Annotated in this window: 18 protein-coding genes; 8 read left to right on the top strand and 10 right to left on the bottom strand. The window is 74.2% G+C overall.

Annotation, left to right across the window (positions count from 1 at the left end; translation table 11 throughout):
* Positions 1 to 299: 299 nt before the first annotated feature.
* Positions 300 to 3,107, bottom strand: a complete 2,808-nt coding sequence (locus tag AC156L_RS26085; protein ID WP_330876114.1) for an AfsR/SARP family transcriptional regulator — start codon at positions 3,105 to 3,107, stop codon at positions 300 to 302.
* Between the two features lie 79 nt (positions 3,108 to 3,186).
* Complete coding sequence (locus AC156L_RS26090; protein ID WP_330876115.1) at positions 3,187 to 4,119, bottom strand: AraC family transcriptional regulator; 933 nt, start codon at positions 4,117 to 4,119, stop codon at positions 3,187 to 3,189.
* A 115-nt stretch (positions 4,120 to 4,234) separates the two neighbouring features.
* Between AC156L_RS26090 and AC156L_RS26095 the strand changes: the two genes are divergently transcribed.
* The 3 genes from AC156L_RS26095 to AC156L_RS26105 are packed head-to-tail and all read left to right on the top strand — an operon-like array spanning position 4,235 to position 7,973.
* A complete protein-coding gene (locus AC156L_RS26095) occupies positions 4,235 to 4,756 on the top strand; it encodes a (2Fe-2S)-binding protein (RefSeq protein ID WP_330876116.1) in 522 nt (173 codons plus the stop codon).
* A complete protein-coding gene (locus AC156L_RS26100; protein ID WP_330876117.1) occupies positions 4,753 to 5,739 on the top strand; it encodes an FAD binding domain-containing protein in 987 nt (328 codons plus the stop codon). Before AC156L_RS26095 ends, AC156L_RS26100 begins: the two co-directional genes overlap by 4 nt.
* Complete coding sequence (locus AC156L_RS26105) at positions 5,736 to 7,973, top strand: xanthine dehydrogenase family protein molybdopterin-binding subunit (protein ID WP_330876118.1); 2,238 nt, start codon at positions 5,736 to 5,738, stop codon at positions 7,971 to 7,973. Before AC156L_RS26100 ends, AC156L_RS26105 begins: the two co-directional genes overlap by 4 nt.
* Before the next feature lie 555 nt (positions 7,974 to 8,528).
* Here the strand turns inward: AC156L_RS26105 and AC156L_RS26110 are convergent.
* From AC156L_RS26110 to AC156L_RS26125, 4 genes are all read right to left on the bottom strand, one after another.
* The gene (locus tag AC156L_RS26110; RefSeq protein WP_330876119.1) at positions 8,529 to 8,963 is read right to left on the bottom strand and encodes a VOC family protein; all 435 of its coding nucleotides are present in this window, start codon (positions 8,961 to 8,963) and stop codon (positions 8,529 to 8,531) included.
* 314 nt (positions 8,964 to 9,277) lie between these two features.
* Positions 9,278 to 9,964, bottom strand: a complete 687-nt coding sequence (locus AC156L_RS26115) for an SDR family NAD(P)-dependent oxidoreductase (protein WP_330876120.1) — start codon at positions 9,962 to 9,964, stop codon at positions 9,278 to 9,280.
* A 145-nt stretch (positions 9,965 to 10,109) separates the two neighbouring features.
* Positions 10,110 to 10,718, bottom strand: coding sequence for a TetR/AcrR family transcriptional regulator (locus tag AC156L_RS26120; protein WP_330876121.1), 609 nt, complete (start codon positions 10,716 to 10,718; stop codon positions 10,110 to 10,112).
* Between the two features lie 9 nt (positions 10,719 to 10,727).
* Positions 10,728 to 11,363: a TetR/AcrR family transcriptional regulator gene (locus AC156L_RS26125; RefSeq protein ID WP_330876122.1), complete on the bottom strand. Its 636-nt coding sequence runs from the start codon at positions 11,361 to 11,363 to the stop codon at positions 10,728 to 10,730.
* A gap of 49 nt (positions 11,364 to 11,412) precedes the next feature.
* Between AC156L_RS26125 and AC156L_RS26130 the strand changes: the two genes are divergently transcribed.
* The 5 genes from AC156L_RS26130 (at position 11,413) to AC156L_RS26150 (ending at position 17,042) form a co-directional block, all read left to right on the top strand.
* Positions 11,413 to 12,369, top strand: a complete 957-nt coding sequence (locus AC156L_RS26130; protein ID WP_330876123.1) for a quinone oxidoreductase family protein — start codon at positions 11,413 to 11,415, stop codon at positions 12,367 to 12,369.
* Positions 12,370 to 12,458: 89 nt separating this feature from the next.
* Positions 12,459 to 13,520, top strand: coding sequence for a hypothetical protein (locus AC156L_RS26135; protein ID WP_330876124.1), 1,062 nt, complete (start codon positions 12,459 to 12,461; stop codon positions 13,518 to 13,520).
* 57 nt (positions 13,521 to 13,577) lie between these two features.
* Positions 13,578 to 14,249 carry an AIM24 family protein gene (locus tag AC156L_RS26140; protein WP_330876125.1) on the top strand — a complete coding sequence of 224 codons (672 nt, stop codon included), beginning with the start codon at positions 13,578 to 13,580 and terminating at the stop codon, positions 14,247 to 14,249.
* A 279-nt stretch (positions 14,250 to 14,528) separates the two neighbouring features.
* Positions 14,529 to 14,984 carry an SRPBCC family protein gene (locus AC156L_RS26145; RefSeq protein ID WP_330876126.1) on the top strand — a complete coding sequence of 152 codons (456 nt, stop codon included), beginning with the start codon at positions 14,529 to 14,531 and terminating at the stop codon, positions 14,982 to 14,984.
* Positions 14,985 to 15,260: 276 nt separating this feature from the next.
* Positions 15,261 to 17,042: a thiamine pyrophosphate-requiring protein gene (locus AC156L_RS26150; protein ID WP_330876127.1), complete on the top strand. Its 1,782-nt coding sequence runs from the start codon at positions 15,261 to 15,263 to the stop codon at positions 17,040 to 17,042.
* A gap of 87 nt (positions 17,043 to 17,129) precedes the next feature.
* Here AC156L_RS26150 and AC156L_RS26155 read toward each other — a convergent pair whose 3' ends face one another.
* From AC156L_RS26155 to AC156L_RS26170, 4 genes are all read right to left on the bottom strand, one after another.
* Positions 17,130 to 18,386: a glutamate synthase-related protein gene (locus tag AC156L_RS26155; RefSeq protein WP_330876128.1), complete on the bottom strand. Its 1,257-nt coding sequence runs from the start codon at positions 18,384 to 18,386 to the stop codon at positions 17,130 to 17,132.
* The gene (locus AC156L_RS26160; RefSeq protein ID WP_330876129.1) at positions 18,383 to 19,366 is read right to left on the bottom strand and encodes an asparagine synthetase A; all 984 of its coding nucleotides are present in this window, start codon (positions 19,364 to 19,366) and stop codon (positions 18,383 to 18,385) included. The genes AC156L_RS26155 and AC156L_RS26160 overlap by 4 nt, the downstream gene beginning before the upstream one ends.
* Positions 19,367 to 19,451: 85 nt before the next feature.
* Positions 19,452 to 20,687 carry an ATP-grasp domain-containing protein gene (locus tag AC156L_RS26165; RefSeq protein ID WP_330876130.1) on the bottom strand — a complete coding sequence of 412 codons (1,236 nt, stop codon included), beginning with the start codon at positions 20,685 to 20,687 and terminating at the stop codon, positions 19,452 to 19,454.
* Positions 20,684 to 21,925: a methylaspartate mutase gene (locus tag AC156L_RS26170; protein WP_330876131.1), complete on the bottom strand. Its 1,242-nt coding sequence runs from the start codon at positions 21,923 to 21,925 to the stop codon at positions 20,684 to 20,686. The genes AC156L_RS26165 and AC156L_RS26170 overlap by 4 nt, the downstream gene beginning before the upstream one ends.
* Position 21,926 lies beyond the last annotated feature (1 nt).

The raw sequence follows: 21,926 nt of genomic DNA on the forward strand, positions 1-21,926 counted from the left end.
CCGTCACGGACGGCTTCGGCCAGGTAGGGCTCGTCCTCCACGATCAGCACCCGCACGGGCGGATCCTAGGGAGGGCGGCGTATCGCGCGCATATGCGAGCCGGGTCGGGGGTCGTGGACCGGTCCGGGCCCGCGAACCGGGTCGACGCGCCGCCCGCCGGTCCGGATGTGCGAACCGGTGAACGGGCCGCCCACCAGCGCGGACGTGCCAACCCGCCAACCACCAGCCCGGACACGCCAACGGGTCACCGCACCACCGGCCGGTCCACGTGCACGAACCAGCCAGACCAGCCAACCCGATCACCGCACCACCGGCCGGTCCAGGTCGTCGAGCTGCCCGCGCACGCGGTCGGCGTCGGCGTCCTTGCCCTGGTCGCGGTAGAGCGCCGCCGCCTCCTCCCAGGCCGCGCGCGCCTGGTCGTGCTGTCCGAGGGCGGCGTGGGCGTGGCCCAGGTGGTCCAGGGTGCCCGCGACGTAGCGGGTGTCGCCGTGGGTGCGGAACAGGGTGAGGGCCTGCTGGTAGTGGTCGACGGCCTGCCGGTGGTCGCCGGTGCGGTGGGCGATGAGCCCGAGGCTGTCCAGGGTTTCCGCCTCCCCCACGGGGTAGTGGTGCCGCCGGTGCAGGGCGAGGGCGGCGCGGCAGTGGTCTCGGGCGGTGTCGTGGTCGCCGAGGCGGGAGGCGCACCAGCCCACCATGTTGAGCGCGTCGGCCTCCCGCACCGGGTGGTCGCCGGAGCGGAAGAGGTCGAGGGCGTGCCGCGCGTGGTCGAGGGCCTTCCGGTCGTCCCCCCGCGCTCCCCACGCGAGGGAGAGCGCCATGTGGGTGTTCGCCAGCTCGTCCGGGTCCTGGTGGCGCGCGGCCAGGTCGAGGGCCCGCTCCATGTGCTCGACGGCCTCGTCGTGCAGCCCCTGCTGGGAGCAGGCGTGGCCGAGGAACCGGTGGGTGCGGCTGAGGACGGCGGGATCGGGCAGGTGGGCGGCGGCGTCCAGCGCCAACCGCCACGAGGTGAGCGCGTCCCGCCCGTACCCCCGCCGGGCGCGGAAGAGGCCGAGCACGCGGGCGAAGTGCCACACGACGGCGTGGCGGCGCAGGGCGACCGCGGCGTGCTGGGTGGCCACGAGGGTGGGGTGCTCGGCCTCCAGCCAGGCCAGCGCGGACGCGGCGTCGGGCAGCGGGTGCGGGTGGACGCCGGGCGCGGGCGGGTCGAGCCGCACGACCTGGCGGTGGGGGTCCAGCAGCCGGTCGGCGGTGCTCGCGGTGTGCAGGTAGAAGTCCACGACCCGTGTCAGGGCGTTCTCCCGCACGTCGGCGGGCAGCTCGTGGGCGGTGGCGGCGGCGTAGTCGCGGACCAGGTCGTGCATCGCGTACCGGCCGCGCGGCCTGCGCCCGATCAGCGACGCCTCCTCCAGCGCCGACAGCGCCGTGCGCGCGCTGGTCGGGGACAACCTGGTCAGGGACACCACGGCGGGCAGGGTCGTGTCGGTGCCGGGGGCGGTGCCGAGCAGTCCGAACACGGTGCGCTGCTGGTCGGTGAGCCGGTGCAGGGACCAGGACAGCACCGCGGGCAGGCTGGTGTGGGGGTCGTCGGAGTCGAGCGCGTCCAGGCCGAACTCGCGCAGTTCGGCGGCGATGTCGTCCACGAGGCCGGGGTGGGTGCGGATGCGGGCGGCGACCAGGCCGAGGGCGAGGGGGAACCCGCCGCACAGACCGACCAGCTCGGTGATCGCCCGGTCCGCGCCGGGCGTGCGCACGCCGCCGAGCGCGGCCGTGAGCAGGGCTCGGGCCTCGGTCTCGGTGAGCACGTCGACGTGGACGGGGTGGGCGCCGTGCCGGGTGAGGAGCACGGGGAGCCGGTGGCGGCTGGTGATCAGGACGGTGCACGAGTCGCCGCCGGGCAGCAGGGGCACGACCTGGTCGGGGGTGGCGGCGTTGTCCAGCAGGACCAGCATCCGCCTGCCGGTGGTGTGGGTGCGGAAGAGCGCGGCGCGGGCGTCGAGCCCCGGCGGCTGCTGGTCGCGGTCGACGCCCAGGGCGGCGAGGAAGTCGGCGAGCACGTCGGCGGCGTGCTCGGGCTCGCTGGGGCTGAAGCCGCGCAGGTCGACCGAGAGCTGCCCGTCGGGGAAGCGGTGCAGGTTGCGGTGCGCCCAGGTGAGGGCGAGCCAGGTCTTGCCGATGCCTCCGGTGCCGCCGATCGAGGAGATCACCGCGGTCGCTCCCGCGGGCCGGGGCGAGGTGTGGTCACCAGCGCGGGCCAGGGCGCGGTCGAGTTCGGCCAGCTCGGGCACGCGGCCGGTGAACCGACCCGGTGCGCCCGGCAGCTGGGCGGGCACCACCGGCCGCCCGCCCGTCCCCGCGGCGGCCGTGGACAGGGTGGGATCGGCGGCCAGGATCCGCCGGTGCAGGTCGCGCAGCGCGGCGCCGGGCTCGGTGCCCAGCTCCTCCACGAGCCGCCGCCGCAGCAGGCGGTGGTGCTCCAGGGCGTCGGCGGTGCGCCCGGCCTGGTGGAGGGCGAGCATGTAGTGGCCCGCGACGTGCTCGTCCAGCGGGTGCTCGGCGGCCCGCGCCGCCAGTTCGGCCACCAGGTCGGCGCCGAGGCCCCTGCGCAGCCGGGCGTCGGTCAGGTCGCGCTGCACGGCGAGCCGCTCCAGGCGCAGCCGCTCGCGCTCGGCCTGCACCCACTCGCTGTCCACCCCGGTCAACGCCTGCCCGCGCCACAGCCGCAGCGCGTCCGCCAGCAGCCGCGCGACCTGCTCGTCGTCGGCGTCCGCGTCGGCCGCGGCGCGCAGGGCGCGGAAGCGGTGCACGTCCACCACCCCGGTCGCGTCGGTGATCAGGGCGTAGCCGCCGGACCGGCGCACGAGGGCCACGCCGTCCACGCCCGCCAGCGCCCGCCGCAGCCCGGAGACGTAGGTGTGCAGGGTCGACCGCGCCCGCCGCGGCGCGTCCACGCCCCAGACGCGCGTGACCAGCCGGTCCACCGGCACGGCGCGGTCCGCGTCGACCGCCAGCGCGGCCAGCACGCACCGCTGCCTGGGTGAGCCCAGGTCGACGGCGCGCCCGTCCACCTCCACGCCCACCTCGCCCAGCAGGTGCACCGCCACCGCCATGCCCGCTCCCCTCCGCGCGTGCCCACCACCAGGCATAGCAGGTCGAGGGCTCGGGCCGCGGTCGTTCGAGGTCGGGACGTCAGCGGGCCGACGCCTCCTCGCGCACGCGGTACCGGTAGCGCAGCGGCGACTCGCCGACCTCGCGCTTGAACGCGGTGCTGAAGGCGCTGTCCGAGGAGTAGCCCAGCTCGGCGGCGAGGGAGCCCACGCGGGCGTCGTCGTCGCGGAGGGCGCGCTGGGCCAGCATCATGCGCAGGCGGTTGAGGTAGGCCACCGGGGGCACGCCCGCGACGGTGCGGAAGCGCTCGGCGAACGACGTGCGCGACATCGCCGCGGCACGCGCCAGTTCGTCGAGCCCCCAGTGCCTGCCGGGCTCCGCGTGCATGAGGGCGAGCACCGGGCGCAACCGGTCGTCGGCCAGCGCCCGCAACCACCCCGGCGGCAGCGCGGCCTGGTCGAGGTAGGCCCGCACCACCTCCAGCAGCACGAGCTGGCAGTACTGCCGGATCGCGAACGCCGAGCCGATCCTGTTGCCGCTCACCTCGTCGAACAACCGGTCGAGGCTGGTGCCCAGGGCGGTCGCGGAGGCAGCCGTGCCGCGGACGTGGCCGACCGGCGGGAGCGCCTGGAGCAGCAGCGCCCGACCGGCGTCGTTGATGTCGACCCGGCCGCCGAGGACGATGTCGTCGACGTCGAGGTCGGCGCCGACGAGGGCGGCGCCGGGGTCGATCTCCTCCGGCACGAGCTCGACGGGCGGCCCGTCCCCGGTGCCGCCGCGCAGCTCCACCCACGACCGGCTGTTCAGGACCGCGACGTCACCGGGGGCGAGGTCGATCGGGCGGTCGAGGCCGTCGGTCATCAGCCGCACCCGGCCGGACACCACCGCGAGGAGCTTCAGCGAGTCCCGGATGACGCCGCGCGACACCCACGGGCCCCGCACGGCGAACCCGCCGGACAGCAGGCCGCGGACCTCGATGAGGTCGAACACCTCCGACAGCTGGTCCCCGCTCATGTTCGTACTTTCGCGCAGGAAAAGCGGACTGGCAACCATTCGGAGTACGGACCGACCGGCGCAGAGTGGGAGCAGGACGGAGACCCCTCCGCTCCCACGACCCGAAGGAGGCCGGATGGCCGGCGAGAACCCATCGATCCGGATCAACGGAACGGCGGTCGACCCGCCCGACGACCCGCGCACGTCGCTGCTGGACCTGCTGCGCGAGCGGCTCGGCCTGCACGGCACGAAGAAGGGCTGCGACCAGGGCGCGTGCGGGGCCTGCACGGTGCTGGTCGACGGCGCCCGCGTCGTGTCCTGCCTCCTGCTGGCGGCGCAGTGCGCGGGACGGGAGGTCGTCACCGTCGAGGGCCTGGCGCAGGGCGACGAGCCACACCCGCTGCAACGGGCGTTCGTGGAGCACGACGGCCTCCAGTGCGGGTACTGCACACCCGGTCAGATCTGCTCGGCGGTGGGCATGGCGGCCGAGGTGCGGCGCGGCGTGCCGAGCAGCGTCACGCGCGACCTGTCGGCGGACCGGGTCGACCTCACCCACGACGAGCTGCGCGAGCGGATGAGCGGCAACCTGTGCCGGTGCGGGGCGCACAACGGCATCGTCGCCGCCGTCGCCGCGACCTACGCGGGGGGCCGCGCGTGATCCCCTTCACCTACACCCGCGCGGACGACGCCTCGGACGCCGTCCGGTTGAGCGGGACGACGGGCGGCAAGTACCTCGGCGGCGGCACCAACCTCGTCGACCTCCTGCGGGAGACGGTCGAACGACCACCCGCGCTGATCGACGTGACGGGGTTGTCCTCGACCGTGCGGCGGCGGCCCGGCGGTGGGCTCCTGATCGGTGCGGCGGTGCGGAACACCGCGCTGGCCGAGCACCGCGACGTCCGCACCCGCTACCCCGTCCTGGCCCGCGCGGTCCTCTCGGGCGCGTCGGCGCAGATCCGCAACACCGCGACCGTCGGCGGCAACGTCCTCCAGCGGACGCGGTGCGCCTACTTCTACGACGTCGCCGGATCGCGCTGCAACAAGCGCGACCCCGGCCGGGGTTGCGACGCGATCGACGGGGTCAACCGCACGCACGCCATCCTCGGCGCGTCGGCCGCGTGCGTGGCCACCCACCCGTCGGACCTGTGCGTGGCGCTCGCCGCGCTGGACGCCGCGGTCCACGTCGAGGGGTCGGCGGGCGAGCGGACGGTCCCGTTGACGGAGCTGCACCGGCTGCCGGGGGCCCACCCGGAGGTCGAGACGGTGCTCGCGCCGGACGAGCTGATCACGGCGGTCGAGCTGCCGCCGCTGCCGGCCGCCGCCCGGTCGACCTACCGCAAGGTGCGCGACCGGTCCAGCTTCGCCTTCGCGCTGGTGTCGGTCGCGGCCGTGCTGGAGGTGCGGGACGGCGTCGTCGAAGGAGTGCGGCTGGCGCTGGGCGGTGTGGCGCCCAAGCCGTGGCGTGCTCGGGGGGCCGAGGAGGCGCTCACCGGCGGGCAGGCGACGACGCGGGCCTTCCGCGCCGCCGCGGAGGCCGAACTGGCGTCCGCGGAGCCACTGCGCGACAACGGGTTCAAGGTGGAACTCGCGATCCGCACGATCACGGCCGTGCTCGACGAGCTGGCAGGGGGAACCGCGTGAACGACAGGGGGACGACGGCGGCCGGGGGCCGGGGGTGGGTCGGCGATCCGGTGCCGCGCCTCGACGGACCGCTCAAGGTGCGCGGTGAGGCGCCGTTCGCGGCCGAGTTCGCCTACGACGGCCTGGTCCACGCCGCCCTGGTCCACAGCACGATCCCGAAGGGGCGCGTCACGGCGCTCGACACGGCCGCCGCGGAGGCCGCGCCGGGGGTCGTGCTGGTGATGACCCACCACAACGCTCCGCGGATGCGGCCGATGCCGCTGTCCGGCACGAGCGAGAAGGCGGGCGGGCCCGACGACCTGCCGGTCATGCAGGACGACCGGGTCCGCTGGAACGGCCAGACGATCGCGGTGGTGCTGGCCGAGACCCCGGAGCAGGCCGACCACGCCGCCTCGCTGGTCGGGGCCGAGTACGACGCGGAGCCCTCGACCACGTCCCTCGCGCGGGCGAAGGCCGACGGCACCCACACGGCGGTGCTGTTCGGCCACGAGCTGCACGTCGAGGTGGGCGACGCGGAAGCCGCGCTGGCGGCGGCGGACGTGGCGGTGGACGCCACCTACCGCACGCCCTACCAGAACCACAACGCGCTCGAACCGCACGCGCTCACGGTGGTGTGGCACGGCGACGACCTGGTGGTGCACGACGCCTCGCAGGTCGTCGTGCACACCGCCTGGACGCTGGCCCACATGTTCGGCATCGAGGAGGAGAGGGTCCACGTCACGGCCCCCTACGTCGGAGGGCACTTCGGCGGGAAGGGGGTGTGGAGCCACCAGCCGCTGGCCGTGGCGGCGGCGAAGCTCGCGGGCAGGCCGGTGCGGCTCGCGCTCTCGCGGAAGAGCGTGTACCGCCTCGTCGGGGGCCGCTCGCTCACCGAGCAGCGGGTGGCGATCGGCGCATCGGCGGACGGCCGCTTCGAGGCGCTCATCCACACCGGGACCTCCGCGCACACCAGGAACGACGCGCTCGTCGAGGCGTTCCCGTTCACCAGCCGGAGCGCCTACGCGACGCGCACCCTGCTGATCGACTGCCAGGGCGCGTACCAGGACATGCTCACCCCCTCCACCATGCGCGCGCCGGGCGAGGCGGTCGGCAGCTTCGCCCTGGAGAGCGCCGTGGACGAGGTGGCGGTCGCCCTCGGCCTCGACCCCGTCGAGCTGCGGATCCGCAACGAGCCCGCCGTGGACCCGACCAGCGGCAGGCCGTTCTCCTCGCGGCACGTCGTCGAGGCCTGGCGGGCGGGTGCCGAGCGGTTCGGCTGGGCGAAGCGCAACCCGGTCCCAGGCGCCGTCCGCGAGGGCGAGTGGCTCGTGGGCACGGGGTGCGCGGCGGCGTCGCACCTCTACGTCCGGCAGCCGGGCGGGCGGGCACGGCTCACGCTCACCGCCGACGGTGCCGCCACGGTGGAGATCGCCGCGCACGACGCGGGCATGGGCACCGCCACCGCGCAGACCCAGGTCGCCGCCGAGAGCCTGGCGCTGCCGCCGGACCGGGTGACGATCCGGTTCGCCGACTCGACGCTGCCCGGACTGGTGGCCGCGCTCGGGTCGAGCCAGACGGTCACCGTCGCGGCGACCGTGCTCGCGGCCCGGCGCGCGCTCGTGGCCGAGCTGCTCACACTGGTGGGGACGGGTTCGCCGCTGGCGGGTCTCACGCCGGACGAGGTCGGCCCGCACGACGCGGGCCTCGCGAGGCTCGGCGATCCGGGACGGCACGAGAGCTACGCGTCCATCCTCGCCGCGGCAGGCCGCGCCGACGTCGTCGTCGAGGCGAGCGCCCCTCCGCCGACGGAGATGGCCGAGTGGTCGATGCACTCCTACGGCGCCATGTTCTGCGAGGTGCGCGTCAGCGCCGTCACCGGCGAGGCGCGGGTGAGCCGCTTCCTCGGCTCGCTCGACTGCGGGCGCGTCGTCAACCCCACGACGGCGGGCGGCCAGTTCCGCGGCGGCATCATCATGGGCATGGGGCTCGCGCTGACCGAGCAGACGCTGGTCGACGAGCGCAACGGCCGCATCATGAACCCCGGCCTCGGCGAGTACCACATCCCGGTGCACCTGGACGTGCCGGAGATCGACGTCATCTGGACCGGCGTCCCGGACCCCCGCTCGCCGCTGGGCGCGCGCGGCATCGGTGAACTCACCATCACCGGCACGGGCGCGGCCATCGCGAACGCGATCCACAACGCGACGGGCAAGCGGGTCCGCGAACTGCCGATCACCCCGGACAAGCTGTTGTGACCGCGGGGCACGTCCAATCGGCGTCCACTGTGGACAATTGGGTCACGGGGCCGGGCACCGGTGTCGCCGCTCCGGACGAGGTCGACGTCGTACCGTTGCCCATGAGGACGTGGCGGGAGTGGTCGTCCCCAGGCAGGTGCAGGCACGCCACGATGCCTTCGAGGTGCGCCGCCTCACCCTCGGCCTGCTCACCGAGTGCGTGGCGTCCAGGCGGCTGAGCGAGCCCGGCAGGGCGGCGGCGATGGTCTCCCGGCCCGTGATCGGGGTGTCCCACCGACCGCCGCATACCACTGCTCGACACCTGTCCAACAGCGCTAGACCCGTCGACCGAGGCCCGTGTCCGAAGTGGACCCGTGCCGCGAGCGGGCCGGAAGGACACCGGCCCGCCGCACACCCACGGCCGGGAGGACGAGAGCCGGGTGGTCCTCTCCGGTCGTGTCCGGTGCCGAATCGGGTCGACCGCTCGCGCCGAGTGCGAGGTGCGCGACGGAGGAGGGCGTGAACCACCTGACGGACGACCGGGCCTCCGGCGCGTCCGCGCAGCGCGGGCGCCGGTCAGTCGAGGCAGAACTCGTTGCCCTCGACGTCCTGCATCACGATGCACGACTCGTCGACACCGTCGGCGGCCAGCAGCCGCACGCGCACCGCACCGAGCGCGACCAGCCGAGCGCACTCGGCCTCCAGGGTGGCGAGGCGCTCCGCGCCGACGAGTCCGGCACCGGCCCGCACGTCGAGGTGCACCCGGTTCTTGACGACCTTGCCCTCGGGAACGCGCTGGAAGAACAGCCGAGGACCCGCGCCCGTCGGGTCGACGCAGGCGTACGCCGCACCCCGGCGCTCAGGAGGCAGCCCCAGGTCGAACTCGGCCCAGGACGCGAACCCCTCCGGGGGCGGCGGCACGACGTACCCCAGCACCTCGCACCAGAACCGGGCGACGCGCTCGGGCTCCGCGCAGTCGAAGGTGACCTGGACCTGCTTGACCGACCCCATGGGAGCACCCTAACGGGACGGGCCGCGCGGCGAGACCCGAATTCGGCCGCGGGCGGGAACCCCGCGGTGGTGGCACCCGGCTGAACGGGCCGTCGGCGGCGGGCACCGCGCGCGGCTCGCGCACGGCCTCGACAACGGACGGACCCGCAGGTCGGCGAAGTCCCACAGGCCAGCGGAGTCCCATCAGCCGACGAAGTCCCACCAGCCAGCGAAGTCCCACCAGCCGACCAAGTCCCACCAGCCAGCGAAGTCCCGCCAGCCGACCAAGTCCCACCAGCCGGCGGGGCAGCGCGAGGACACTGCCCCCCGTTCTCCTACCAGGGCAGGAGTTCGCCCTCCTCCTGGAGGGTTCCCGTCGGACCGTCCACACCGAGGGTCGCCAGGCGCACGACGGCCCTGGCGCTCTCCTCCGCGGGCCGTCCGATGCCGAACGCGGCGGTCATGTCGGTGGCCGTGGTGCCGGGCTCCAGCGCGTTGAACTTGATGCCGGGCTGGGACTTGGCGTACTGGACCGTGAGCATGGTGGCCGCCGCCTTGGACGCGGAGTAGAGCGCGAGCGGCATCCCGAACTCCGGCCGGTCGGGGTTGGTCACCGCCCAGAACGACCCGAGGCTGCTCGACACCGTGACCACGGTGGGGTTCGAGGACTTGCGCAGCAACGGGAGCGCCGCCTCCGTGACGCGCACGATCCCCACCGCGTTGGTGTCGAAGACCCGCAGCGCCGCCGGACCGGTCGGGGGCTCGTTCCCGAGGACGCCCGCGTTGTGCACCAGGACGTCGAGCAGGCCCTCGTCCGCACCGATCGTCGCCAGCGCGGCGCTCACCGAGTCGTCGTCGGTCACGTCGAGCCGCACGAACCGCGCGCCCAGCTCCGCGGCGGCCTTCTCCCCCCGCTCGACGTCACGCGCTCCGACGTAGACGGTGTGCCCCAGCTCCACGAGCTGTTTGGCGGTCTCGAAACCGATGCCCTTGTTGGCCCCGGTGATCAGTGTGACGGTCATGCCCATCCTCTCGAAAACCCGTGCTCGAACCGTTCTCCGCGCGGGCGGTCGACGTCGAACAACAGTTCTGTAGTGATCGATGCAGAACTCGACCGTAGCACGTTCCGCATCGATCACTGCGGAAGTGGCGGACGCCCGCCGGGGATCAGGCCGGCGGCCAGGCGCGCAGGGCGGCGTCGGCCAGGTCCTGGAGTTCGTCGCGGCCGACACCGCCTGCCGCCTGCACGGCGATGCCGTAGGCCAGGGAGGTCACGTAGCGGGCGAGCAGCGCCGGATCTGCGCCCGGCGGCAGGTCTCCGTCGTCGACGGCGCGCTCGAACCGCTCCCGGACGCTGGAGTAGCCGCTGTCGCGCCACTCGACGAGCAGGTCGTGGGCTCCCCGGCCGGACTCGCCGGTGGCCAGTGCCCCCTGGACGCCCAGGCACCCGTTGGGGCCCGTCGGACTGGTGGTGGTCCGCACGACGCCCGCGAGGACCGCCGTGGCGACGCCCAGCGCGGTCGGCTCGTCCAGCGCCCGGACCAGGTACGCGCTCGGGCCCTCGGTGTAGCGCTCCAGCGCCTTGCGGAACAGTTCGTCCTTGTTGCCGAAGGCCGCGTACATGCTCGTGGTGGAGATGCCCATCGCCTCGGTGAGGATGGCCAGGCTGGCCCCCTCGTAGCCGTGCTCCCAGAACACCAGCACCGCGCGTTCGAGGGCCTCGTCGGGGTCGAACCCCCGCGGGCGGCCGGTCGGACGGGGCTTCCTGGTCTCCACCTCGGCAGCCTACTCGTTCCGCACCGATCGATGCGGAACGACGGGTCGGGCCCCGGACTGCACCGGGACCAGCAGGTGGTCGAGGCACAGGTCCAGCGCGGCCTCCAGGTGGTCCGCGGAGCCGGTGGAGAGCAGGACGCTGACACCGCCCTGGACCGCGGTGACCACGGCCGCGGCCGTGCGGTCGGCGTCGAGCGCCGGGTTCGCCTCACCGGCCGCCTGCGTGGCCTCGATGCCGAGCCGGACGGCGTCCTGCCACCGCCGGACGAGCTGCGTCGTGACGGCCCGCGCCGCCGGGCTGTACCGGCCGACGTCGGCGATCAGCACCCCGAGCGGGCAGTGCGGCCCCTGGCGGCGGCAGGTCGCGACGACGGCGTCGCGCCACCGCTCCCACGCCGCGCGCGAGGCGAGCTGACCCAGGTAGGGCTGCTGGTCGTCGAAGACGTGCCGGGCTTCGAGCTCGGTGACCGCGAGCAGGAGCTGTTCCCGCCCCTCCGGGAAGTAGTGGAACAGCTGGCTCTTGCCGGTGCCGCTGCGGCGGCACACGTCGTCGAGCGTGGTGGCGAGCGTGCCGCGCTCCCGGATCTCGGCCGCCGCGGCCTCGACGATGCGCTGACGGGTGGCGGCGCCCTTCGCGGTGGTCACGACCAGGATTGTACTTGCGGGTACATTTTGCCGACCCTACGTTCGCCGCATGAGAGCGATCGTGATCGACGAACCGGGTGGACCCGACGTGCTGCGGCCGCGCGAGCGCCCCGCACCCCGTCCGGGTCCGGGAGAGGTCCTGGTGGACGTCCGCGTGGCGGGCGTCAACTTCTTCGACACCGCCATCCGCCGGGACGGCCTGGCCGAAGTTCCGGGAGCGGAGGGCTCCGGTGTCGTGGCGGAGACCGGCGACGGCGTGCACGGGTTCGCGGTGGGCCAGCGGGTGGCGTGGATGAACACCACCGGCCACGGCGGCTACGCCGAGCAGGCGGTGCTCCCCGAGGACCGCGTCGTCGCGGTGCCCGACGCCGTGGACGACGAGACCGCCGCGGCCCTGGTGCTCCAGGGCCTGACCGCGCACCACTTCACCACCGTCTCGCACCCGGTGCGGCCGGGCGACGTGACGCTCGTGCACGCCGCCGCGGGCGGGGTCGGGATGCTGCTCACCCAGCTCGTCAAGGCCCGTGGTGGCACCGTGATCGGTCTGGTGTCGCGGCCGGAGAAGGTCGAGGTCGCCACCGCCGCGGGCGCCGACCACGTCCTGGTGTCCACCGGTGGCGCGTTCGTCGAACCGGTCGGGGAGATCACCGGCGGCGCGGGCGTGCACGCGGTGTTCGACGGCGCGGGCGCGACCACGTTCGACGCGTCGCTGGAGGTGTTGCGCACGCACGGGACGCTGGTGTTCTACGGGCCGCTGATCGGCGAGGTGCCGACCATCAGGGTGAACCGGCTACCCCGCAGCGTCCGGCTCACCTACCCCACCACCGACGACCACGTCCGCTCCCCCGGCTCGTTCGCGGCGTTCGCGACCGAGCTGTTCACGCTCGTCGAGAAGGGCGAACTGGTCGTCCGGATCGGAGGCCGCTACCCGCTGGCCGACGCGGCCCGCGCCCACACCGACATCGAATCGCGCGCCACCACCGGGAAACTGCTGCTGTTCCCCTGACCTTCGCGCCCGTTCCCCGACCAGCACCTCCTTCCCCACCACACGCCCCGGCGTCGATCAGTAGGCTGGCGCGTGGTGAGAGGAGTGCGATGAGCTATTCCACCCCCTTCCGACGCGAGGACGACGTCGTCCGCCAGAAGCGCGAGACCGACTCCTCGCTCGTCGACAGGGCGCGGAAGGCGGCGGAGCAGCTCCCCGCTCCACGGCCCGAGGACGACACCGTCGTCGCGGAGCGGCGACGCCACGACGAGAAGACCTCCGCCGCGCCACCCGTGCTCGAACTCCTGCTGTACCACGAGGAGGAGCGGGCGGCGGCGCGCGCCGCGGGCGACCAGCGGCTCGCGGCCAAGGCGCTGGTCGGGGTCGTCGGCGACCTCGACGTGCTGCTGGACGGTGCGGAGGAGCACCTGCGCCGGTCCGGCCGGGGCAGGTCGCGGCAGCGCGTGCGCGACGCCGTGCCCCGGCTCGTGGCGATCTCCGCGATCTCCGCGCTGCCCTTCGAGGCGGTGGGCGAGTTCCTCGGTCTGCCGCCCGACCGCGTCAGCGCGGTCGTGGACGCGTTGGCCGGGCACGGCGGGCTCACCCCGGCCCAGCGGCTGCGGGCGCTGGAGCAGATCACCTGGCTGCGCCAGCGGTTGCGGCAGGTGCTGGCCACCGAGGACCAGTCGCTGCTCGACCGGCTGGTGGCCTTCGTGTCCAGGTTCGTCCTGCTCGGGGCCGTCGCGCTCGCCTCGGCGGCGTCGGGCGCGTTCGCCGTGGGCGAGTCGGCGCTCAAGGAGGCCGTCAAGACGGGGGTCGTGGTGCTCGTCGCCGCCGCGCTCCAGGTGGGCGCCGACCACGTGCTGGCCGGTCGCACCGGGAGCGGGAAGCGCGCGGCCGCGGGGGAGGCGCACGCCGCGCTGCTCGCGGAGCTGTCCACCGCGAGCAGGTTGTGGGAGCCACCGGCCTACGACGGGGAGGCCGTCGTCGTGCGGACGCGGCTGGCGGTGCGCGCGTGCGCCGTGCGGGTCGCGTCGATCCCCCTGGAGTGGCCGGACAAGTGGTTCTACTGGGACCTGCTCGACGACCTGGCCGCGGCGCTGGAGGAGGACGCACCGGACGGCCTCCTGGTCGTGGCGCGGAGGATCACCGCGCTGAGCCCGCCCGCGTGAGCCCGCACCGGCGTGGCGCGGGGTGCGTTCGCCGATGATCACCTGCATCATCTGGGTATGCGCAGTTCACTGTTCAACCACGCCGAGCGGGCCGTCGAGCCCGGTAGTTTCCAGTTGCAGAACGACCGCATGCTGAAGGTGGACCTCACCGGCAGCGGCGGGTTCTTCTTCGCCAAGCAGGGGTCGATGGTGGCCTACCAGGGCGACGTCGACTTCGCCTACGAGGGCAGCGGCGGTCTCGGGAAGCTGTTCAAGAAGGCCTTCACGGGTGAGGGCATGTCGTTGATGAAGGTGTCGGGCAGCGGGGACGTGTTCCTCGCCCAGGACGCCGACGAGGTGTTCGTGCTCTACCTGGAGGACGAGGGCGTCACGGTCAACGGCAAGAACGTGCTCGCGTTCGACAGCTCGCTCACGTGGGACATCAACCGCACCGAGGGCGCGTCGATGCTCAGCGGCGGCCTGTTCAACACGACGTTCAAGGGCACGGGGGCGCTCGCCGTCACCGCCTACGGGACGCCGGTCGTGCTGAACGTGGACGTGCCGACGTTCGTCGACATGCAGTCCGCCGTCCTGTGGTCCACCTCGCTCCAGTCCTCGATCCGCAAGACGGCGAAGCTCGGTGCCGTCATCGGCCGCGGCTCGGGTGAGGCGTACCAGCTCGCGCTGTCGGGCCAGGGCATCGTCGTCGTGCAGGCGTCCGAGGGGCACCCGCAGCCCGCCGCGCAGTGACGGCCACGGCCACCGGCGGCGTCGAGCGCCGCCGGTGGCCGTCGCGTGGAGCGGGCCGCACCGGGCTGTCCATCCGGGCCGGAACCGCGAGGTCGGGTGCGTCGGTCGTGCAGGACCTCCAGTCGGTGATCACCGTGGTGCTCGGGGCGCGGCCGCCGGGAGGCTCGCGTCAAGGCGACCTGCGGGACCGGGGTGGGGGCCGGGGGGTCTCACGGGCTCGGTGGAGCGCCCCGCTCGGGCAGCCTGGAGCGAGCCGACCGAGACGCGGGAGAGACCACGATGTCCACGATCCACTTCGTCGAGAAGACCACCGCGACGCCCGAGCAGGTACTCGCCGCGCTCACCGACTTCGGACCCGGCCGCGCGCTGCTGTTCGGCAACAGCGCCGACGAGTACCTGGAGGTCCACGACAGGGGCTCCGACTGGGCCGACGTGACCGAGGGCGCGGGCGGGATCTGGGAACGCCTGCGCTACGACTGGTCGGACCCGCGCAGGGTCGTCATGACGACCACCGACTCGAACACCTGGGGCGGGCGGTCGGGCCACACGTACACGCTGACGCCGCAGCCGGACGGCACGACCGTGCTGGACGTCGTGGTGGTGCGCGAGGGCCGCAACCTCAAGGGCCGCGTGACCGGCTTCCTGCTCGGGTCGGTGGGCAGGGGTGTGCTGGGCAAGGCGCTGAAGAACACCGTCGAGGCCATCGAGGCCCGCAGCGGCGCCGTGGCCGGGTGAGCGGGCTCGCGCCTCGGCCGAGGCGCTCCCGCGCGGTTCCACGAGGTGGTCGTCGGGCGGGAGGAGCGCGGCACGGCGTCCGGTCGCGCCGTGGTCGGTCCACTTCGGACGCGCCCCTACCCACGGCCGCGGCGTTCAAACGCGGTGACCGGTCCGAAGGCGACCCCGGCTCGGCCGTTTCGGACGCCGTGTCGCGGGAAAACCCCGGCGATCGGGCTGAGGAGGACACATGCGGTTGTCGACGGGACGCGGTACGCGGAAGTGCGGGGCGGCGTGATGGCCCGCACGGTGGCGGACGCCGTGGTGGAGCGGTTGCGCACCTGGGAGGTGCCCAGGGTGTTCGGCTACGCCGGGGACGGCATCGACCCGCTGCTGGCCGCGCTGCACCGCGCCGACGGCGACCCGGAGTTCGTGCCGGTCCGGCACGAGGAGATGGCCGCGTTCATGGCGACGGGCCACGCCAAGTACGCGGGCACGCCGGGGGTGTGCGTGGCGACCCAGGGGCCTGGTGCGATCCACCTGCTCAACGGCCTCTACGACGCCAAGCTCGACCGCCGCCCGGTCGTCGCGATCGTCGGCCAGATCGTCTCCAGCGCGCTGGGCACCGGCTACCTCCAGGAGGTGGACCTGCACACGCTGTTCAAGGACGTGTGCGGCCAGTACCTCCAGACCGTGTCCGCGCCCGAGCAGCTGCCGGTGCTGCTGGACAACGCGATGCGCACGGCCATCGCGACCGGCACGCCGACGTGCCTGATCATCCCGCACGACGTGCAGCGCGCCGACGCCGTCGACGACCTGCCGCACAGCCACGGCGTCGTCCCCTCCTCCGCGGTCACCGGCACGCCGAGGCTGCTGCCGAACGAGGACGACCTGCGGCGGGCGGCCGACGTCCTGGGCAGGGGCCGCAGGGTGGCCGTGCTCGCGGGTCGCGGCGCGGCCGGGGCCGTCGCCGAGGTCGAGCGGCTCGTGGACGTGCTGGGCGCCGGGGTGACCGTGTCCCTGCTCGGGAAACCCGTGCTGTCCGAGCGGGAGCCGTGGCACACCGGCGTCATGGGCCACCTGGGCACGACCGCCAGCGCGGAACTGCTGTCCGGGTGCGACACGCTGCTGATCCTCGGGTGCAACGACCCGTGGACCGAGTTCTACCCGGAGCCGGGGCGGGCGCGGGCCGTGCAGATCGACGTCGAGGCCCGCGTGGTCGGCAGCAAGTACCCGGTGGAGGTGGCGCTGGTCGGCGACGCGGGCGAGACGCTGCGCGCACTGCTGCCGCTGCTGCCGCGCAACCCCGACCGGGCGTGGCTCGACCGGGTGGAGGGCAGCGTGCGGCGGTGGCGGGCGCTGGCCGAGCAGCGGGCGCTGGAGCCCGCGACGCCGCTCAACCCGGAGCGGGTCGTGCGCGAGCTGTCCGACCACCTGCCCGCCGACGTCCAGGTGGCCGTCGACGTCGGGTCGTCGACGTACTGGTACGCCCGCCACCTCGCCCTGCCCCCCGGCGTGCCCGCGCACACGTCGAGCTACCTGGCGTCGATGGGCTGCGCGCTGCCCTACGGGCTGGCGGCGAAGCTGCACGCCCCGGACCGGCCGGTGGTCGCGCTGGCCGGTGACGGAGCGATGCAGATGAACGGCCTGCTGGAGCTGATCACCGTGGCGGACCGGTGGCGCTCGTGGAGCGATCCTCGGTTCGTCGTGCTGGTGCTGCACAACGGCGACCTGAACGAGGTCAGCTGGGAGCAGCGGGAGATGGAGGGCGACCCGCGCTTCCCGACGTCGCAGCGGGTGCCCGACTTCCCCTACGCGCGCTACGCGGACCTGCTGGGGCTGCGCGGGATCCGGGTCGACTCCCCGGACGCGGTGGCCGAGGCGTGGCGGGAGGCGTTCGCGGCCGACCGGCCGGTGGTCGTGGAGGCGGTCGTCGACCCGGCGGTGCCCCTGCTGCCCCCGCACCTGCCCGACGAGAAGGCCGAGATGGTGCACCGGGGGTTGGCGCAGGAGCCCGACGGTGACGCCGCGCGGCGGAACGTGGAGCGGCAGCGCGAGGCGGACGCGGACGACAGGTGACCCGTGTGCGCGGGTGGATCGGGGGACGCCGCGCGGCGCGCCGGCGCCGCGGTCGTGGCAGGCGGGCCTCGGCTCCGCGCCCGGCGGTCAGGGCTGCGGCGTTCCCGGCGGCGGGTGCCCGCACGGGGCGGGCCACAGGTCCTCGCGGCCCAGGTCGGCGACCGCGTACTTGCCGAGCGCGCTGATCAGGAGCCGCAGTTCCAGCGCGAGGCACCGCACCAGGTTCACGAGGCCGTCGGCGCGGCGCTCGTGGACGGCCAGCAGCGCCGCTCGCCCGAGGCCGATCCCGGTGGCCCCCAGGGCCAGCGCCTTCGTCGCGCGGGTGCCCTCCCACATGCGACCGCTGGCCAGCAGGCTCGTCGCCGGGCGGCCGATGCGGGCCAGGCACTCACCGAGGGGGAGCCCGACGTCGAGGAAGGACGTCGGGGCCCAGCCGGTGCCCGCCTCGGCCCCGTCGACGGTGACCGCGTCCGCGCCCTCGGCCCAGGCGATGGCCGCGGCGTCGGCGACGTCGCGGCCAGGAGGCAGCTTCACCCAGATCCGGCAGCGGGGGAAGTTGTTGCGCATCAACCGGACCTGGCTGCCCAGGATGTCCGAGGTGAAGGTTCCCGGACTGCTCGACCGGTGGACCCGCGAGCCCGTCGAGGTGCCGAGCGCGTAGGTGTCGGCCAGGCGTTCCGCCGTGGCGGTGTCGACCAGCGTCATGCCGCCCAGGCCCGGCTTCGCGCCCTGGCCCACCTTCAGCTCGAACCCCAGGCGCCCGGCCTCCAGCAGCGGTGTCACGTTGGGATCGCTGTAGACGAGGTTCCACACCTCCGCGTCGGCGTCCTCGGTGCTCTGCTGCACCACGACACCGCCCAGCTCCGACCGGGACTCCTCGGCGTACGCCCGGATCCGGTCGAGCAGCATCGCCCGCCCCGCGGACTCCTCCACCCGTCCGTACCCCGTGACCGGCACGACGTTCTCGCCGACGACGAGCGGGACGCCCAACGCGCCCGCCTGCCGCGCGACGGCCAGGCCCAGGCCGTCGCTGGCCAGGCTCGTGGAGCCGAAGGCCGAGACGTACAGGGGCAGCGCCGAGCCGAAGCCGCCCAGCCGCGTGGTCAGGTCGACGTCCTCGGGCAGCGGTTCGCGCCCCAGCTCGACCAGCTTCTCCAGCCTGCGCGGCATCAGGACCGGTGGCACGATCCGCAGTGCGTCCAGCGGATCGCCGCCCGTGCCCGCCACCGAGCCGAACACGGCGCGGCCGTACTCCTCGTGCGGCGGGAAGGCCGCCGCCTCACCGCGTCGGGCGCGGTCGCGGACGGCGGTCTCCGGGAAACCCGGCGCGGACAGCGCCGTCACGGCGAGAACACCCCCGGCACCTTGGGGTACGCGCTGGCCTGCCACACCGCCGCCAAACCGGCCACGTACCGGGTGAGCCGCTCCAGGCCGATGCCGAACCCGGAGCTGGCCGGGATGCCCGCGCGGACGCAGTCCAGGTACCAGCCGTACTTCGCGGGGTTCTCACCGGTCTCGCGCATCCGCGTGACGATCCTCGCGTAGTCCGACTCCCGCTCGCTCCCGCTGGCGAGCTCGCCGTACCCCTCGGGCGCCAGCAGGTCGAAGTTGCGCAGCACACCGGGTTCGGTGCGGCTCTCGCGGTCGTAGAAGCCGCGGCTGCCCTTGGGGTAGTCGATCACGAAGAACGGCCTGGGGGCGCGCCTGGAGAGCAGTTCCTCGCCCTGCCAGTCGATCTCGGCGTGCGGGTCCTGCGGGTGGCCCGCGTCCACCAGCGCCGCCACGGCCCGCCGGTGCGGGAGCACGTCGAAGGTCTCACCGGAAACGGCCAGCGCGACGAGGTCGCGGCCGAGTTCGGCCAGCTCGCTCGCGCACCGGTCGAGGCACTCCTTCACCACGCGCGACACGAGCTGCTGCGCCAGCCGCATCACGTCCTCGCGCGTCGCGTCCGCCACCTCGACGTCGATCTGGTGGAACTCCGCCAGGTGCCGGTGCGTCACCGCGGTGTCCAGCGGCTCCAGACGCACGTTCGGCGCGATGGTGTAGATCGAGCCGAACGTCGCCAGCGTGGCCTGCTTGTACAGGATCGCGCTGGTCATGAGCCGGTAGCGCTTGCCGTAGTAGTCGACGTCGACCTGCTTGGCCCCTCGGGCGCCGGGGTCGGTCACCGGGCCGATGACCGGCAGCCTGACTTCGGTCCCCCCTTCGCCGCGCAGGAACTCCCGTGCCGCGTCGACCAGGCAGTTCTGCACCCGCAGGGCCGCCCTGGTGCGCGGAGACCTGAGGTGGTCCACCGGCGTGGGCGGTTCTGGTGTCGTGGTCACGACCGTCCTCCTGTCCGTCCGACGCGCGCGCTCGCCGCTTCGCGCGGGAAGCCGTCGGCCACCGCGATCCCCGTGCCGTCCCCGTTCACAGCAGCTCGTGCTCCAGTCCGCGCAGCAGCTCGTACGCCTTGTCGATCTCCCCCTGGTCGCGGTGCACGAAGAACGCCACGCCGGGAGAGGAGTTCAGGTCCACCGTCCGGCGGGTTCGAGCCCCGTCCGCGATCCGGAACCGCAGGCTCTCGAACGCGGGCAGCTCGGTCAGCGCGGCGCGGAACACCGCCGACGGCAGGGGGACCTCGCGCCGTGCGATCAGGTTGACGCACCGCGCCGCGGCCAGCCGCGGGTACCGTGACCGCCTGCTGGTCAGCGCCGTGGCGTCGGGTGCGTAGCACTCCAGCGTGAGGCCCACCTGGTCGGCGCCCGTGGCGCGGTCGAGAGCGGGCGGGTTGGCCAGGCCGGACACCCGTGCCGCCGTCTCCAGCAGGCACGGTCCGTCCGCCGTGAGCACCAGCTCGGTGTGCGCGGGCCCCTCCCGGATGCCGAGCGCGTCCAGCACGTCGGCGACGTAGGGCAGGATCACGTCCAGGTCGGGGTCGTCGGGCGGCAGCAGGTCCTCGTGGTCGTAGATCGCCCGCTTGTCCGCCAGCACCGCCTTGCGGCTGACCCAGGCGTCGGTGAACCAGTGCCGCCCGTCGCGGCTCACCGAGTTGACCACGAACTCCTCGCCGCACAGGTGTTCCTGGACCAGCACCGCGTCGTTGGTCCGCATCATCAGGTTGCGCTTGCCCATGGTGGTGTCGAACGCGGCCGCGATCTCCTCGTCGGTGTCGCACGTGTACACGTCGTCGGACCCGGCGCTGTCCACCGGCTTCACCACGACGCGGGCCAGCCCTTCGGCGCGCCGCCACGCCACCAGCTCCGCGACGCGCGTGCCACGCAGTTGGCGCGGGGTGCGGACCCCGCGGGCGCGCAGCACCTCCATCATGCGGGCCTTGTCGCGCCTGGCCGTGGACAGTGCGGGGTCGTTGCCGCGCAACCCCAACGCGTTCGCCAGCTCGTCGGCCACCTCCACACCGAACTCGCTGGCCGCGATCACCGCGACGGGCGCTCGTCGCGCCACCCGTCGCACCACCCCGTCCACGTCGTCGGGGTAGGTCAGGTCGTCCTCGAACAACTCCCGCGGCAGGCTCCCGGCGAACGCGGCCGGCATGTCCTGGCGAGACCTGACGTGCAGCAGCCGGTAGCGGTCCGCGGCGTGCCGCGCGAGAAGCGCGCCGGTCGAGAACGCGTCCACCAGCACCAGGACTGACCGGGGGGTCATGACGCCACCTCGCCGTCGTAGCGGCGCGCGACGTGGTTGAGCATCGCGAGCAGCCGGTCGGAGCTGAGCCGCTCGATCTCGCGCGCCGGGCCCGGCACCGGCACGTTCCCCGTCCGGCCCCACACCAGCGCACCGCGTCCGTCCACCACGCAGGTGGCGACGGCGCGGTTGTCCGGGTGGGGGCAGAACGGGATGTCCAGCACGCCGCGGGCGAACGCTCCGACGAGGGCCGACCCGATGTCCGGGTCGAGGTCGAGCACCGCGTCGACGATCGACCGGGCCTCGGAGAGGACCTCGTCGCGGAAGGCGTCCTGCACCGCGGTGGGTGGCTCCGGCGGCCCGGCGGCCTCCTCCGCGGCCAGGCGGAGCGCCGTCACGTTGTCCGCGACGCTGGGGATCTGCCACGCCTCGGAGACCGTCTTGACGATCAGGCGCTCGCAGCCGGTGTCGCGGGCCAACCGGGCGCCGGCCCGGATCAGTCCGGCCGCGCCTGCCGCGGTCCGGGGGAACTGACCCATGTAGGTGTAGAGCACGACGTGCCACGCGACGTCGCCGAGGTAGACCTCGGCGAGGGCCCGCAGTGCGCGCAGAGCCCCGCGGTCCTGCTCGTCGTGCGGGCCCTGCGCGTAGCTCAGCGACAGGTGGCGCAGGCCGTGCGCGCGGAAGTAGAGCCCCTCCAGCAACGTCGTCGCCACCAGCAGCGAGGGTGGGCACAGCTGGCCCAGCAGGCACCCGCCGAAGCTCTCGACGTGCCCGTGCTCGGTCTCCCCCGCCAGGAAGCGGCAGCTCTCCGCCCACGCCGCGACCGCCTCGGCCAGGGGGACCCGGCTGTAGGGCAGGCAGTAGGACACCGGACCGCCTTCGGTCGCGTCGAGGCCGACGCGCACCAGGCGGCGGAACACCCGTTGCGGGAGTGCCGTGCCGTGCCGCACCTGGATCGGGAACGCCGGGCCGTTCAGGCCGTCGAGCATGGTGCGGGTGGTCGCGACCGGGTGGGAGACCAGCGGGTAGCCGTTGAGCTCGTCGCCGTCGGCCAAGCGCCGCAACGGCGTCAGGTAGTCGCCGACGCGGGTGTGGCTGTCCAGCGTGATGGTGCCCACCACCGGCAGCTCCAGCGCCGCGACCGCGCGCAGGCCCTCCCGCATGGCGTGGACCTGCCCGAATCCCATGCGGGGCTGCACGACGAGCCTGTGGTGTTCCCGGTTCGCGGTCACGAACTGGTCCAGGTGGCCTCCCACG

The sequence above is a fragment of the Umezawaea sp. genome (genome assembly GCF_057122925.1).

Bases quoted from the DNA above. Each gene is read 5' to 3' on its own strand.
- AC156L_RS26085 (WP_330876114.1), bottom strand. From the start codon at position 3,107: ATGGCGGTGGCGGTGCACCTGCTGGGCGAGGTGGGCGTGGAGGTGGAC.
- AC156L_RS26090 (WP_330876115.1), bottom strand. From the start codon at position 4,119: ATGAGCGGGGACCAGCTGTCGGAGGTGTTCGACCTCATCGAGGTCCGC.
- AC156L_RS26095 (WP_330876116.1), top strand. From the start codon at position 4,235: ATGGCCGGCGAGAACCCATCGATCCGGATCAACGGAACGGCGGTCGAC.
- AC156L_RS26110 (WP_330876119.1), bottom strand. From the start codon at position 8,963: ATGGGGTCGGTCAAGCAGGTCCAGGTCACCTTCGACTGCGCGGAGCCC.
- AC156L_RS26115 (WP_330876120.1), bottom strand. From the start codon at position 9,964: ATGACCGTCACACTGATCACCGGGGCCAACAAGGGCATCGGTTTCGAG.
- AC156L_RS26130 (WP_330876123.1), top strand. From the start codon at position 11,413: ATGAGAGCGATCGTGATCGACGAACCGGGTGGACCCGACGTGCTGCGG.
- AC156L_RS26135 (WP_330876124.1), top strand. From the start codon at position 12,459: ATGAGCTATTCCACCCCCTTCCGACGCGAGGACGACGTCGTCCGCCAG.
- AC156L_RS26140 (WP_330876125.1), top strand. From the start codon at position 13,578: ATGCGCAGTTCACTGTTCAACCACGCCGAGCGGGCCGTCGAGCCCGGT.
- AC156L_RS26145 (WP_330876126.1), top strand. From the start codon at position 14,529: ATGTCCACGATCCACTTCGTCGAGAAGACCACCGCGACGCCCGAGCAG.
- AC156L_RS26150 (WP_330876127.1), top strand. From the start codon at position 15,261: ATGGCCCGCACGGTGGCGGACGCCGTGGTGGAGCGGTTGCGCACCTGG.
- AC156L_RS26165 (WP_330876130.1), bottom strand. From the start codon at position 20,687: ATGACCCCCCGGTCAGTCCTGGTGCTGGTGGACGCGTTCTCGACCGGC.